15 protein-coding genes are annotated in these 14,378 nt (G+C 34.2%); 14 read left to right on the top strand and 1 reads right to left on the bottom strand.

The genetic code is table 11. The features are described 5' to 3' along the window. Positions 1–9 precede the first annotated feature (9 nt). On the top strand, positions 10–1,011 hold the full coding sequence (gene ccpA, locus DW196_RS01735; protein ID WP_118249718.1) for a catabolite control protein A: 1,002 nt from the start codon (positions 10–12) through the stop codon (positions 1,009–1,011). A gap of 121 nt (positions 1,012–1,132) precedes the next feature. Here the strand turns inward: ccpA and DW196_RS01730 are convergent, their stop codons facing one another. After that, positions 1,133–1,777 (bottom strand): hemolysin III family protein, encoded by a 645-nt coding sequence (locus tag DW196_RS01730; protein WP_071456749.1) that lies wholly within the window; start codon positions 1,775–1,777, stop codon positions 1,133–1,135. 118 nt (positions 1,778–1,895) lie between these two features. Between DW196_RS01730 and DW196_RS01725 the strand changes: the two genes are divergently transcribed. The 13 genes from DW196_RS01725 to hslV all read left to right on the top strand — a co-directional run bounded on the left by DW196_RS01725 (position 1,896) and on the right by hslV (position 14,366). After that, positions 1,896–2,738 carry a DegV family protein gene (locus tag DW196_RS01725; RefSeq protein ID WP_071456750.1) on the top strand — a complete coding sequence of 281 codons (843 nt, stop codon included), beginning with the start codon at positions 1,896–1,898 and terminating at the stop codon, positions 2,736–2,738. 51 nt (positions 2,739–2,789) lie between these two features. Further along, positions 2,790–3,659, top strand: a complete 870-nt coding sequence (locus DW196_RS01720) for an SGNH/GDSL hydrolase family protein (RefSeq protein WP_118249717.1) — start codon at positions 2,790–2,792, stop codon at positions 3,657–3,659. Positions 3,660–3,673: 14 nt separating this feature from the next. Then, a complete protein-coding gene (locus DW196_RS01715; protein WP_158563493.1) occupies positions 3,674–4,309 on the top strand; it encodes a YpmS family protein in 636 nt (211 codons plus the stop codon). An 11-nt stretch (positions 4,310–4,320) separates the two neighbouring features. Next, entirely contained in the window at positions 4,321–4,536 is a 216-nt protein-coding gene (locus DW196_RS01710; protein WP_079348178.1) for a YozE family protein, read from the top strand. 12 nt (positions 4,537–4,548) lie between these two features. Further along, complete coding sequence (locus tag DW196_RS01705) at positions 4,549–5,997, top strand: S41 family peptidase (RefSeq protein ID WP_118249715.1); 1,449 nt, start codon at positions 4,549–4,551, stop codon at positions 5,995–5,997. Between the two features lie 92 nt (positions 5,998–6,089). Then, on the top strand, positions 6,090–6,635 hold the full coding sequence (gene lepB / locus DW196_RS01700) for a signal peptidase I (protein WP_233541898.1): 546 nt from the start codon (positions 6,090–6,092) through the stop codon (positions 6,633–6,635). A 12-nt stretch (positions 6,636–6,647) separates the two neighbouring features. Continuing rightward, positions 6,648–7,499: a ribosome biogenesis GTPase YlqF gene (gene ylqF, locus DW196_RS01695; protein WP_071456755.1), complete on the top strand. Its 852-nt coding sequence runs from the start codon at positions 6,648–6,650 to the stop codon at positions 7,497–7,499. Beyond that, positions 7,492–8,259, top strand: coding sequence for a ribonuclease HII (locus tag DW196_RS01690; RefSeq protein ID WP_118249714.1), 768 nt, complete (start codon positions 7,492–7,494; stop codon positions 8,257–8,259). Before ylqF ends, DW196_RS01690 begins: the two co-directional genes overlap by 8 nt. Before the next feature lie 53 nt (positions 8,260–8,312). After that, positions 8,313–9,170 carry a DNA-processing protein DprA gene (gene dprA / locus DW196_RS01685; protein ID WP_118249713.1) on the top strand — a complete coding sequence of 286 codons (858 nt, stop codon included), beginning with the start codon at positions 8,313–8,315 and terminating at the stop codon, positions 9,168–9,170. 102 nt (positions 9,171–9,272) lie between these two features. Further along, positions 9,273–11,354 (top strand): type I DNA topoisomerase, encoded by a 2,082-nt coding sequence (gene topA, locus DW196_RS01680; RefSeq protein ID WP_118249712.1) that lies wholly within the window; start codon positions 9,273–9,275, stop codon positions 11,352–11,354. 95 nt (positions 11,355–11,449) lie between these two features. Further along, entirely contained in the window at positions 11,450–12,766 is a 1,317-nt protein-coding gene (gene trmFO / locus DW196_RS01675; RefSeq protein ID WP_079348189.1) for a methylenetetrahydrofolate--tRNA-(uracil(54)-C(5))-methyltransferase (FADH(2)-oxidizing) TrmFO, read from the top strand. Positions 12,767–12,896: 130 nt separating this feature from the next. Beyond that, positions 12,897–13,796, top strand: a complete 900-nt coding sequence (gene xerC / locus DW196_RS01670) for a tyrosine recombinase XerC (RefSeq protein WP_118249711.1) — start codon at positions 12,897–12,899, stop codon at positions 13,794–13,796. Positions 13,797–13,817: 21 nt separating this feature from the next. Further along, positions 13,818–14,366, top strand: coding sequence for an ATP-dependent protease subunit HslV (hslV, locus tag DW196_RS01665; protein ID WP_118249710.1), 549 nt, complete (start codon positions 13,818–13,820; stop codon positions 14,364–14,366). The last annotated feature ends 12 nt before the right edge of the window (positions 14,367–14,378 follow it).

Below are 14,378 nucleotides of genomic sequence, written 5' to 3'. Positions count from 1 at the left end.
AACATAGACATGGAAAAACAAACCATCACAATTTATGATGTGGCAAGAGAAGCAGCTGTTTCTATGGCGACGGTATCTCGTGTCGTTAATGGAAACCCAAATGTAAAACCAGCAACTAGAAAAAAAGTTCTTGAAGTAATTGAGAGACTTGACTATAGACCAAATGCTGTAGCAAGAGGATTAGCAAGTAAGAAAACAACAACAGTGGGTGTTATTATCCCTGATGTAAGTAATGCTTATTTTGCCTCATTAGCTCGAGGTATTGATGACGTGGCAACAATGTATAAATACAATATTATCTTAGCTAACTCTGATGGCAATGATGTAAAAGAAGTAAACGTATTGAATACATTACTAGCTAAACAAGTAGATGGTATTATCTTCATGGGACATCATTTAACTGAACAAATTAGAGGAGAATTTTCTCGCTCGAAAACACCAGTTGTGTTAGCTGGCTCAATTGATCCGGATAATCAAGTTGGCTCAGTTAACATTGATTATGAAGCAGCAACAAAAGATGCCACAACTCAACTCATTCAATCAGGAAATAAAAAAGTAGCCTTTATTTCTGGTTCTTTATTAGATCCAATTAATGGTATCCAACGCTTAAAAGGATATAAAGATGCGTTGAAAGAAAATAACGTAGACTTTAATGAAGGGTTAGTATTTGAAGCTGAATACAACTATAAAGCAGGCCTTGCGTTGTATGAACGTGTTGTGAATAGTGGAGCAACTGCAGCTGTTGTAGCTGATGATGAATTAGCAGTTGGTTTATTAAATAGTTTAACTGATAATGGTGTAAAAGTTCCGGAAGAATTTGAAATCATTACAAGTAATAACTCACTATTTACAGATATTGCTCGTCCAAGTGTGACAAGTATTTCTCAACCTTTATATGATATTGGTGCGGTATCTATGCGTCTATTAACAAAATTAATGAACAAAGAAGATATTGATGAAAAAAATATTGTTTTACCTTATGGATTAATTCAAAAAGGTTCAACTAAATAAAAAAGCACTGACCAAAATGTCTTAAAATAGAAAAATCCCATGCAATTAGGTTATTAAAACATTGATTGCATGGGATTTCTGTTTCATTAAAGCAGTGATTTTCCTTTAGGTCATCTGTTTTCTAAGTATAAAGATAGACAGAAAAGAAAATGAATATAGCACCTGCTAACACGAATAAGTGCCAGATAACGTGCATAAATTTTAAATGTTGTTTGCTATAGAAAAAAGTTCCAGCAGTATAAGATACCCCACCTAGTACCAATAATAGGAGGCCGTTAAATCCAAGTCCTTCATATAGTGGTTTGATGGCAATGACACATAACCAACCCATCAATATATAAAGAAAATAATCTGCTTTTCCTCGCTTTTGTAGGAAGATAGATTTATAAACAATTCCTGATATGGCAAGTACCCATATAATGATAAACATCGTCCAGCCAAGCGTTCCACCAATCGTAACTAAACTATAGGGAGTATAACTTCCTGCAATTAATAAATAAATTGAACTGTGATCAAACACTTGAAAAACTTTTTTAGCTTTAGTAAAAATTAAACTATGAAATAAAGTTGAAAATAAAAATAGAAGGATCATAGATGCACCAAAGATAGAGTAAGAAACAATACGAATTGGTGAATTCATTTGAACACCCTTTATAATAAGTAAAACAAGGCCAGCAATACTAAGGCCAGTCCCAATACCGTGAGTGATAGCATTGAATACCTCGTTTACAATTAGGTATTTTTTTGAAAAAGATGGATTGTGCATACTGTATACGTCCTTTCGTTTTTTAGTGAAAAATATTTTTTTTTCTGTTATACTAAATAAACAGAAAACATTAAATTAATTGTACATGAATATTGTTGGTTTTGAAAGAGGTTTGATGATGACAAAAATTAAAATAGTGACAGACTCATCTTGTATTATTCCAGAAGAGAGACTAAAACAAATTGATATCCACACCATTAGTTTATCAATCATGATTGATGGTGTCATTTATGCAAATCAAAATGAACTAGATCCTTTTGAGTTTATGACGATGATGTCTAATTCGAAAACATTGCCAAAAACAAGTCAACCGCCTATTGGTGAATTTGTTGAATTATACGACAAATTAGGAGAAGACGGCAGTGATATTATTTCCATCCATTTGACTGAGAAATTGAGTGGTACAGTCAATACTGCAAGACAAGCAGCTCAATTATCTAAATCAAATGTTACAGTGATTGATAGTGATTATATTGATCAAGGACTGGGCTTCCAAGTCTATCAAGCAGCTAAAATGGCAAAAGAAGGCACATACAACGTTGATGAGATTGTAAAAGCTGTTGAACATGTGAAGGATAATACACAGTTGTATATTGGTGTTGCCACACTTGAAAACCTTGTAAAAGGTGGACGTATTGGAAAACTAGTTGGAGCAGTATCAGGTTTTCTTAATATGAAACTTTTAATGCAATTAAAAAATGGTGAGTTAGAAGTTGTCAGTAAAGGACGAGGAAATAAGACGTTTATTAAGTGGGCAAAAGAACTAGAAAAGAAACTTTCTAGCATGTCTGTTGAGTACTTAGGTATGTCAGAGGCATCAGGAGTTGAAATATGTGAGGAAATGAAAACAATTTTTAAACAAGCGTTACCAAATTTAACCCTTCCAATTGTACATACCACACCACTTGTTGCGACACATACTGGTAAAGGTGCATTTGCGGTTATGTTTTACACAGATTAAGATAACGATAGCAGATCAACAATGGTCTGCTTTTTTGAATGAGGGATTAGGATGAAGCATTTTACGCATCAATTGAAATATGTAATGTTTTTTGTGGTAATGGTTATTATTTTTAGCATACTTGGATTAGTCTTAGTTCCAAGAGCCGATAATATCCATCTAAATAATGAAACGAAAGAAACGGAAAAGCGTATTGAAATGATTCGCTTAAGTGCAGTAGGGGATTCTTTAACAGAAGGGATTGGCGATACGACAAAGTCAGGAGGATACCTACCTTTACTTCAAAAAAATTTAGCAGATATGTATCCCGTTGATGTGTTTCAAATTGAAAACTTCGGAAAATCTGGTGATCGAAGTGACCAAATACTGAAGCGTCTAAAAAAGAATGAAGAAATGCAACAGTCTGTTCAACAAGCTAATGCTATTCTCTTGACTGTTGGAGGTAATGATTTACTGCAAGCTATACAACCTAAAATATTTAGTAAAATGACAACGAAACGTTTGGAAAGTGAAAAAGAAACATATTATGGTAGACTAGAAAAATTGTATGCTGAACTTAGGAAACTTAATCCTGATGCTCCGATTTATCAATTAGGTATTTACAATCCATTTTACTTAAATTTTTCAGATATTACAGAACTTCAGGAAATGGTTGATTTTTGGAATAAAAGCTCACAAAATTTTGTAAACGAGCAAGAAAATGCTTATTTTGTGCCTATAAATGATGATATTTATCAGGGAATTCCAGAAATTGAAAAAAGTGATGATAAAAAGAAAGAATTAAAGTCAAGTGATAGTTCATCTCTTAATGATTTGATCTCCTCCGAAGATACATTTCATCCAAATAATTTAGGTTATCAAATTATTGCCAATGCATTCGAATTAAAAATGTCAGCAACGAAGAATAAATGGTTAAAGTAGGAGATGTGTGTTCAGTGATAAATAAACAAACAGATAAAAAAAAGGTAAAAATAAATAATTTTTTTCATAATCCTTGGAAGATAGCTTTTTTAGTTCTTTTATCCATCGTGTTGGCTTTTGTGTTAGTTATTGGGTACCGTGTTAGTACACCTAGAGTGACCTATGATTCTAAAACTGAAATAAAAACTAATTTTAAGGATCCAATTTTGGAAGTATCTATGACTAAGGATCAAGTGAGTCGAGCTATCAATTTTTATATCAAAGATTTATTTGATGATTCAGGTGTTGATTACGTTTTTCACCTTGATAAAGATGCCTTGATTGATGGAACTTTTTCATTGCTTGGACATGATACTCACTTTTATTTATATTTTGAGCCATTTGTTCTAGCGAATGGCGATATTCAACTTAAAGCAAAAGATTTAACTGTTGGCACTTTAAATGTCCCAATATCTGCTATGATAAGCTATATCTCCCATTCAGTTGATTTTCCTAAATGGATAGAAATAAATGCTGATGAAAAGAATGTAGTGTTACATTTACAGCAACTAAAATTAGCAAATGGAATGCGTGTAAAAGCTGAACAAATTAATCTAATAAATGATCAAATTCGCTTTAATCTCTATCTATCTGAGAACAATAAGAAATAAAGGAGACGTTTATGAGTTTTTATCATTATGTCCAAATTCATCGAGGTAAATTAGAACCATCAGATATTTCAATGCTGGCGGAAAATATATTTGAAGATTTACAGTTTCCAAAGCAAGAAACCACGTATCATAAATTATCTGATTACCTAGAAACAAATGCTTATTATGTTACAAATATGGATGTGTTTGATGAACTCTGGGAAATGTATGTGGAAGCAACTAGATAAGGATGTGTGTAAATGACAGGAAATAAACAAAAAAAAGGAACGATATCTATCACAAAATATATCGTGACAAACATTATTGTCGCTCTTTTAGCAGTTGGTGGAACGGTATTTATATATGAATCAAAAAATGGTATCTCTTCTTCATCACAGCAAGATCAGTTAGATAACTTAGCTGATTTGGCAACACTAATTGAGCAAGGTTATATCAAAGATACCGATTCGAAAAAATTATATGAGGGTGCAATGAAGGGAATGGTCGCAGCTATTGATGACCCTTATTCAACTTATTTTACTGCCGAAGAGGCAAAAGGATTTGAAGAAGATATCAATGGTAATTTTGAAGGAATTGGTGCTGTCATGACCATGACGAATGACTTACCAACTGTAGCAGAACCACCTATTAAAGATTCCCCAGCTGAAAAGGCAAAACTTCAAGTTGGTGATGTTATTTTAAAAGTTGATGGAAAAAGTATTGAAGGACAAAGTTTAAGTGACGTTGTTAAAAAAGTAAGAGGTGAAAAAGGAAGCAGCGTTAAGTTAGATATTAAACGTGGCTCTGAAACATTTCCTGTAACGATTACTCGTGATGTTATTCCAGTTGATTCTGTAACAGGTAATATTGATGAGAAGAACAAAGATATTGGGTATATAAATATCAGCAGTTTTAATTCGACAACGTCTGAAGAATTTGACAAGATGGTAACAAAATTAAGAAAAGATGGTGCAAAAACGTTTGTCATTGATGTTAGAGGCAATCCTGGTGGGATGTTAGATCAGGTAGAAAAAATAACAAGTCGATTCTTAAAAGATGGTAAACCAATTGTTAAATTTGAGAGCAAACTTGAAGATGATGAAGAACACGTAGCCAGTAAAAAATTAGATAGTGGCGAAAAAATCACTGAACCAACTGTGTTACTAGTGGATGAAAATAGTGCTAGTGCTTCTGAAATTATGGCTGGAGCATTTATTGATTCAGCTAATATTGAGGTAATAGGGACTAAAACATTTGGTAAAGGAACGGTTCAAACTGTCATTCCGATGAACGACGGTGGAGAAATTAAATTAACCATTAAAAAATGGCTAACACCAAAAGGTAAGTGGATCCATAAAAAAGGGGTCGAACCAACTATTAAGGTAGACAAACCAGACTATATTCAACACAAATTGATTGATGCCACATTAGATTATAAACTTGGTGCAGTGAACGAAAATGTCAAAGTCATTAATGAGTACTTAAAAGTTTTAGGTTACGATGTTGATGTAATTGACACTTACAGTGAGAAAACAGAAGCAGCAGTCAAAGCTTTCCAAGAAAAGAATAGACTAGACGTAACAGGAAAAGCTGATGAAAAAACAATTAATGTATTAGAAAAACAAATTGTAGAATATTGGAAACTACATGATAATCAATATGACAAAGCTGTTGAAACGTTAGTAAAAGAAAGGACTAGTGAAAACTAGTCTTTTTTCAGGCAAACGAGAAAAATCATAAATTGTTATGGTATTTTAGGTAAAATTTTTATATCATAGACTTTGGAAAGGTAGGTGGGACTTTGGAGAAAAAGATAGTTGAGACCATTTGGCATTGGCTAAAGATGTTTGTTTTATGTACTGTTGTGATATTTATTATGCAAGCATTTATTTTTGTGCCGCTAGAAGTAACAGGAAACTCGATGTCCCCTACTTTAAAAGAGCATGATTTTGTGGTCGTTGAAAATATTTCAAGAGTCAAGCGATTTGATATTATTGTGTTTCACGCACCTGATGGGAATACATATGTTAAGAGAGTCATCGGACTTCCAGGAGATCGTATTTCTTATAAAAAAGATAGTCTTTATATAAACAACCAATTGATAGATGAGCCCTTTCTAAAAGACATTAAAAAAAAGAAAAATGAATATGTTTTAACTGCTGATTTTGACACAAGCGAGTTATTAGGTGTTAAGACGATTCCAAAAGATCAGTACTTTGTGATGGGAGATAATAGACGGGTGAGTAAAGATAGTCGCTCATTTGGCACCATATCATCTTACTCTATCATTGGTAAAGCGAGATTAGTCTATTATCCAATTCAGGATATGAAAATTATTAAACATTAAAGGAGTAATAGTATGACAATTCAATGGTTTCCAGGTCATATGGCCAAAGCCAGACGTGAAGTGGCGGAAAAGTTAAAATTAGTTGATATAGTATTGGAGATTGTTGACGCGAGACTTCCTATTTCAAGTAGAAATCCTATGTTGGATTCGTTAATTCAGCAAAAACCACGCTTGATGCTATTAAATAAGTCTGATTTAGCAGACGTCAAAGAAACACAAAGATGGCATGACTATTTTGCCTCTCAAGGAATTCATTGTTTAGCAATTAATGCGAATCAAGGAAAAGGGATTAATAAAATCACACCAAAAGTGAAAGAAATACTAGCTGAAAAAATCGAAAGACAAGCTGCTCGTGGAATGAAACATAGGCCAGTTCGTGCAATGTGTATTGGGATTCCCAATGTTGGTAAATCAACGTTATTAAATCGCTTGGCTAACAAAAATATGGCAAAAACTGGTAATACACCTGGTGTGACAAAAGGGCAACAATGGCTTAAAACTGGAAAAGATTTAGAACTCTTAGATACGCCAGGAATTTTATGGCCAAAATTTGAAGACAAAGAAATTGGTAAAAAATTAGCTTTAACAGGAGCTATAAAAGACGCATTGCTACACATGGACGACTTGGCTTTATATGGTATCGAGTTTTTTAAAGAGTATTACCCAGAGCAATTAGCCGAGCGTTATAAACTAACAGATGAAGACATGACATTAAATAACGTAGATATGTTGATGTTAATCACAAAAAAACGAGGTTTCCAAGAAGATTATGAACGTGGAAGCGTGATGATAGTTCAAGAAGTACGTGATGGTAGACTTGGCAAATACACACTAGACAGAGTTGAGGACATGACTCATGAGTGAAACGATTCAATCCATAAAAGAAAAATTTTCTCATGTTACTAATTTTTCAGATAACTTATTCGAAGAATATTCATCAGACGAACGAAAAGGTGTACAAAAGATTATTGAACAAACAAAAAAACGATTAGAAAAAGAAGAGTCTCTTAGAATAAAATTTGAAGAGATGACGTCTTATGAAAAACGAGCTCGAAATAACGGGTATCAAACAATTGTTGGAATTGATGAAGTTGGTCGAGGGCCTTTAGCAGGACCTGTAGTCGCAGCAGCAGTAGTCTTACCAACTGATTTTGATGGTGTTGGAATCAATGATTCAAAACAATTGTCCCTGAAAAAACGTGAAGAATTTTTTGATAAAATTATGGCAGATGCTTTGTCTGTCGGAATTGGTATTATAGATGAGGAAACGATAGACCGCGTTAATATCTATGAAGCCACAAAACTAGCTATGGTTGCTGCAATCAATCAATTGGATGTGTCACCTGATTATTTATTAATTGATGCGATGACTTTACCAGTTGATATTGCACAAGAAAGCATCATAAAAGGAGATGCTAATAGCATCTCAATTGCTAGTGCGAGTATTATCGCGAAAGTGACACGTGATAGAATGATGGTAGAATACGATAAAGAATTTCCTGGTTATGGCTTTGCTAATAATGCTGGTTATGGAACAAAAGAGCATTTAGACCAATTGAAAACCAATGGAATCACGAGAATTCATCGAAAATCATTTGAACCAATTAAAAGCATGATAAAATAAATAAAAGCTCTTTTGCGTATGTTAATTAAAAACATATAGCAAAGGAGTTTTTTATGCGTCAATTAATTATATTTCGTTTAAAACACGTCAAAGGGATTGGCAATATTGGAAGGTTAAGGTTGTTAAATTATTTACTAGAAAATAACGAAGATGTTTGTTTTCAAACTATGATTCATTTAGCTAAAGTAAAACCAACACATCGGTCAATTTTTATTGAAAGCTTTAAAGAAAGTCAAAAAATAACCTCTCAAGACTTAGATTATTTTTTGGAACAATATGGTTTGTTAACTTATTTAGATGAGGATTATCCAAAACTATTATCTGAAATCTACAATCCGCCAATTGCGCTATTTTATAAAGGAAGAAAAGAATTATTAAAAACTAAAATGATTTCAATTATTGGGTCAAGAGAACAAACAAATTTTGGAAAAAGTATCATTGAAACCATGGTTCCACCTATTGTCGATGAAGGGATTACTGTAGTGAGTGGTTTGGCAAAAGGCAATGATACCTGTGCACAAAAATTGGCTATTAGAAGACAAGGAAATACTATTGGAGTTTTAGGATTTGGTCTTGATAGAGTTTATCCTAAAGAAAACTTTCGCTTACAAGAATACATGTATGACCATCAACTTGTCGTGACTGAATATTTATCTCATGAAGCACCACTAGCGTATCATTTTCCTGAAAGAAATCGAATTATTGCAGGACTGTCTTCTGCGACACTTGTTGTCGAGGCGAAGAAAAAGAGTGGGACTTTTATTACCGCACACCTTGCACTAGAGGAAGGGAGAAATGTTTTTGCTATTCCAAATAGTCCGTTAGTAAAAGAATCTGAAGGGTGTTTGTCGTTGATTCAAGATGGGGCAAAATGCATCAGTCATGTGAAAGATATTTTAGAAGAAATGTAGAAATCCTTGACAAATACTATATCAATAGATAATATGATAAACGATTGCCGAAATGGTATATATAGAGAAGTATAAATTGTAAAAAAAGAGAGGAAGAGGGGCATGAGTTACAAATATTTAGTGATTGTGGAATCCCCTGCTAAAGCTAAAACGATCGAGAAATATCTCGGTAAAAATTATAAAGTCGTAGCAAGCGTTGGGCATATTAGAGATTTGCCTAAAAGTAAAATGGGTATTGATATAGAAAATAATTTTGAACCTCACTACATAAACATTCGAGGAAAAGGACCTGTTATTAAGGATTTAAAAAAACATGCAAAAAAAGCTCAAAAAGTTTATCTCGCAGCCGATCCGGACCGCGAGGGGGAAGCGATTGCATGGCATTTGGCTCATATATTAGAGTTAGATTTAGAAGATAATAATCGAGTGGTGTTTAACGAGATTACTAAAGAAGCGGTAAAGCAAGCGTTTAAAGAACCACGGAAAATAAATATTGATTTGGTTGATGCACAACAAGCTAGACGTATATTAGACCGCTTAGTTGGTTACTCAATTAGTCCTTTACTATGGAAGAAAGTTAAAAAAGGATTGAGTGCAGGTCGTGTGCAATCTGTTGCCCTAAAAATGATAATTGACCGTGAAGAAGAAATTAGAAACTTTAAACCTGAAGAGTACTGGAGTATCCCAGGAACATTTTTAAAAAATAAGGCAAAATTCTCTGCTAACTTTTACGGTGTCGACGGCAAAAAAGTAAAATTATCTACTGAAAAAGATGTTAAAGAAGTCACTGAAAAGTTAACTGGAAGAGATTATGACGTCGTAAAAGTAACCAAAAAGGAACGTAAACGAAATCCAGCGAATCCTTTTACAACAAGTAGTTTGCAACAAGAAGCTGCTCGTAAATTAAATTTTAGAACTAGAAAAACAATGATGGTAGCGCAACAACTTTACGAAGGAATTAAATTAGGTAAAGGACAAGGAACAGTCGGTTTGATTACTTATATGAGAACGGACTCAACTCGATTATCAGACACAGCAAAAAATGAAGCATATGATTTCATTGTGAAAAAATATGGTCAAGAGTTCTTTGATTCAAAGAAAAAACCTGCTAAAAAAGCAGAAGGCGCGCAAGACGCACATGAGGCAATTCGTCCATCAAGTGTGATGCGTACACCTGAATCAATTAAAGACTACTTGGATAAAGACCAATTTAAATTGTATTCATTAATCTGGTCACGTATGATAGCAAGTTTAATGTCACCAGCAGTTATGGATACGATGCGTGTTGATTTAGCGCAAAATGGTGTGACGTTTGTTGCAAACGGATCGAAAGTTAAATTCCCTGGATTTATGAAAGTCTATGTTGAGGGAAAAGATGAAGGCAAAGAAGAAAAAGATAATATTCTTCCTGAGTTAGAAGTTGGCGATGTTGTCAAATCTGTTGATATCGAACCAAAACAACATTTTACTCAACCGCCAGCACGATACAGTGAAGCAACACTAGTTAAAACATTGGAAGAGCAAGGTGTGGGACGTCCATCAACATACGCACCAACGCTTGAAACGATTCAACGTCGTTACTATGTAAAATTAAATGCTAGACGCTTTGAGCCAACTGAGCTTGGTGAAATTGTGAATACGATTATGTGTGAGTACTTCCCACAAATTGTTGATACAACCTTTACCGCTGAGATGGAAAAAGAACTCGATGCGATAGCTGAACATAAAGAAAAATGGGTCGATGTTATCAGTCGTTTCTATCACCCATTTGAAAAAGAGTTGGCTACAGCAGAAGAAAAAATGGAGAAAATCCAAATTAAAGATGAGCCGGCCGGTTTTGACTGTGAAGAATGTGGCTCACCAATGGTTATAAAACTAGGTAAATATGGAAAGTTTTATGCATGTAGTAATTTCCCTGATTGTCGAAATACAAAAGCCATTGTGAAAAAAATCGGCGTGACATGTCCAACTTGTAAAAAAGGTGATGTCATCGAGAAGAAAACGAAAAAGAATCGTATTTTTTATGGATGCGACCGATACCCTGATTGTGAATTTACATCATGGGATAAACCAATCGGACGCGACTGTCCTAAGTGTAATCACTATCTTGTACAGAAAAAAGTTCGTGGTGGTATGCAAATTATTTGTAGTAACTGCGACTATCAAGAAGACGTGCAAAAATAAAGATAGGTTTCTTTTTATAAATTGTGTATAATGCTTAGGAGGACAAGAGAACTCACTCTTGTCCTCTACTTAATTACTGAGAAAGAGGTAACTAAATGACAGAGAATAGAGTAACGGTTATTGGGGCAGGACTAGCTGGAAGTGAAGCGGCATGGCAAGCAGCAGAGTCAGGAGCCCAAGTTGATTTATATGAAATGAGAAAAATAAAAAAAACACCAGCACACCACACAGATCAATTTGCTGAATTAGTTTGTACGAATTCATTAAGAGCAAATGGTATTACAAATGCTGCTGGTTTATTAAAAGAAGAGATGAGACAATTTGGTTCAGTTATTATCGCTGCTGCGGATAAAACTCAAGTTCCTGCTGGTGGTGCCTTAGCTGTTGACAGAGAAAGTTTTTCTGAAGAAGTAACAAAACAAGTATCAAATCATCCAAATATTACTGTTCATCATGAAGAAATTACTGAAATTCCAACTGAAGGCATTACAGTGATTGCGACTGGTCCTTTAACAAGTGAGCCTTTAGCGGAAAGTATCAAAGAATTTACTGAGTCAGAAGGATTATATTTTTATGATGCAGCAGCACCAATCATAGAAAAATCGTCTATTGATATGGATAAAGTGTATTTAAAATCTCGCTATGATAAAGGTGAAGCAGCTTACCTTAATTGTCCTATGACAAAGGATGAGTTCTATGCGTTTAGAGAAGCGCTGGTTAATGCAGAAGTAGCGCCTTTAAAATCATTCGAAAAAGAAAAATTCTTTGAAGGATGTATGCCAATTGAGGTTATGGCAAATCGTGGTGAAAAAACAATGACATTTGGTCCGTTGAAACCAGTTGGATTAGAAGATCCAAAAACAGGTAAACGTCCGTATGCAGTTGTTCAACTTCGTCAAGATAACGCAGCAGCATCACTGTATAATATTGTTGGATTCCAAACGCATTTAAAATGGGGCGAACAAAAACGTATTATTCAAATGATTCCAGGATTAGAAAATGCAGAAATCGTAAGATATGGTGTGATGCATCGAAATACATTTATGAATTCACCTGAATTACTTGATCCAACTTACCAATCACGTAAGAAACCAACGTTATTCTTTGCTGGTCAAATGACTGGTGTAGAAGGTTATGTTGAAAGTGCAGCAAGTGGTATCTTAGCAGGACGAAATGCTGCAAGACTTGCCCAAGGTAAAGAACCAATCGTACTACCACAAGAAACAGCGATTGGTGGTATGGCACACTATATCACACATACATCTGGTAAACATTTCCAACCGATGAATGTAAACTTTGGTTTATTCCCAGAGTTACCAGAGAGAATTCGTGATAAAAAAGAACGTTACACACAAATTGCTAATAGAGCACTTGAAGCGACGAAAGAGTCGTTAACATTATTTGAGAAATAGTATGTCATTTGACATGCTATTTTTTTATGGTTTGTTTAAAAATTTGTATAAATTACTTAAAACATATAAATATATTGGTAAAAAAAAAATTTGTATGTTACATTAATTTTATAATTTGTAATGAAAGGGGTTGATTTCGATTGATCACTTAGTGTTATTTTTAAGATATTTAGTAGATGAGCGACATTATTCATTACAAACAAAACACGCCTATGAGGATGATGTCACACATTTTTTTGAGTTTTTGGAAGAAACAGGAAATTCTGACTATTTAAACATCACGTTTCAAGATGCTCGAGTGTATCTAGCTTATCTTCATGATAAAGAATATAGTCGTAATACAATTAGTCGGAAAATTTCGAGTCTTCGGTCATATTATCATTTCTTAATAAAAAATGAGTGGATGACAGACAATCCTTTTAGCTACATACAGATGAAAAAAAAGCAAAGTAAGTTACCAAGCTTTTTATATGAAAAAGAATTGGCTATCTTATTTGAATCGGTTTCTGGTGAAGCACCATTAGATAAACGTAATCGAGCGATTTTAGAGTTACTTTATGCTACAGGAATTAGGGTGTCCGAGTGTGTGTCGATTGAATTACGTGATATAGATATGGAAAATTCAATTGTGTTAATAAATGGTAAAGGTGGCAAGCAACGTTATGTGCCGTTTGGTTCGTTTTGTCACGATGCTATTTCTGATTACCTATCAACTACACGTAAAGACTTGATGGAAAAATATCACGAAGAACATGATATTTTATTTATTAATCATCGAGGACAGCCACTAACAGCAAAAGGCGTTCAATATATTTTAGATAATTTAATTAAAAAAAGTAGCTTAACAACGAATATTCATCCGCATATTTTTAGGCATACATTTGCCACACATTTATTAGATAATGGAGCTGATATGAGAACGGTCCAAGAGTTATTGGGTCATTCAAGTTTATCCTCCACACAGATATATACGCATGTGACAACTAGTGCGTTACAAAAGAATTATCGGAATTTTCATCCGAGAGCTTAATTTAGAATAGGAGAAAAAATTATGGGATATACAACATTTCATTCAACAACAATTTGTGCAGTAGAAAAAGACGGAAAATTCGCAATGGCTGGTGATGGCCAAGTAACAATGGGCGAATCAGTCGTGATGAAAGGGACTGCCAGAAAAGTTAGACGTATCTATAACGATGAAGTGGTCGTAGGATTTGCCGGTAGTGTGGCAGATGCGTTTAACCTTGAAGGGAAATTTGAAGAAAAATTAAATCAATATAAAGGGAATTTAATGCGTGCGGCTGTGGAACTTGCGATGCAATGGAGAAGTGATCGTGCGATGCAAAAATTAGAAGCGATGCTAATCGTAATGAATGATAAAGAGATGCTAGTAGTGTCAGGTACAGGTGAAGTAATCGCACCAGATGACGGTATTTTAGCGATAGGTTCTGGTGGTAACTATGCATTAGCTGCTGCAAGAGCACTTAAACGAGATGGCCGTGAAGATTTAACGGCTGGTGACATCGCAAAAGCTGCGCTAAATGTCGCAGGAGATATTTGTGTTTACACAAACCACAACATTATTGTAGAAGAAATATAGGAGATGACTTTA

It is taken from the genome of Vagococcus sp. AM17-17, assembly GCF_003471765.1.
Taxonomy (GTDB): domain Bacteria; phylum Bacillota; class Bacilli; order Lactobacillales; family Vagococcaceae; genus Vagococcus; species Vagococcus teuberi.
This window is presented reverse-complemented; position numbering and strand designations above follow the sequence as displayed.

Excerpts from the sequence above, each read along its gene's own strand:
- hslV (WP_118249710.1), top strand. The coding sequence starts at position 13,818 with ATGGGATATACAACATTTCATTCAACAACAATTTGTGCAGTAGAAAAA.
- ccpA (WP_118249718.1), top strand. The coding sequence starts at position 10 with ATGGAAAAACAAACCATCACAATTTATGATGTGGCAAGAGAAGCAGCT.
- DW196_RS01730 (WP_071456749.1), bottom strand. The coding sequence starts at position 1,777 with ATGCACAATCCATCTTTTTCAAAAAAATACCTAATTGTAAACGAGGTA.
- DW196_RS01690 (WP_118249714.1), top strand. The coding sequence starts at position 7,492 with ATGAGTGAAACGATTCAATCCATAAAAGAAAAATTTTCTCATGTTACT.
- ylqF (WP_071456755.1), top strand. The coding sequence starts at position 6,648 with ATGACAATTCAATGGTTTCCAGGTCATATGGCCAAAGCCAGACGTGAA.
- DW196_RS01710 (WP_079348178.1), top strand. The coding sequence starts at position 4,321 with ATGAGTTTTTATCATTATGTCCAAATTCATCGAGGTAAATTAGAACCA.
- DW196_RS01705 (WP_118249715.1), top strand. The coding sequence starts at position 4,549 with ATGACAGGAAATAAACAAAAAAAAGGAACGATATCTATCACAAAATAT.
- trmFO (WP_079348189.1), top strand. The coding sequence starts at position 11,450 with ATGACAGAGAATAGAGTAACGGTTATTGGGGCAGGACTAGCTGGAAGT.
- topA (WP_118249712.1), top strand. The coding sequence starts at position 9,273 with ATGAGTTACAAATATTTAGTGATTGTGGAATCCCCTGCTAAAGCTAAA.
- DW196_RS01725 (WP_071456750.1), top strand. The coding sequence starts at position 1,896 with ATGACAAAAATTAAAATAGTGACAGACTCATCTTGTATTATTCCAGAA.
- dprA (WP_118249713.1), top strand. The coding sequence starts at position 8,313 with ATGCGTCAATTAATTATATTTCGTTTAAAACACGTCAAAGGGATTGGC.
- DW196_RS01720 (WP_118249717.1), top strand. The coding sequence starts at position 2,790 with ATGAAGCATTTTACGCATCAATTGAAATATGTAATGTTTTTTGTGGTA.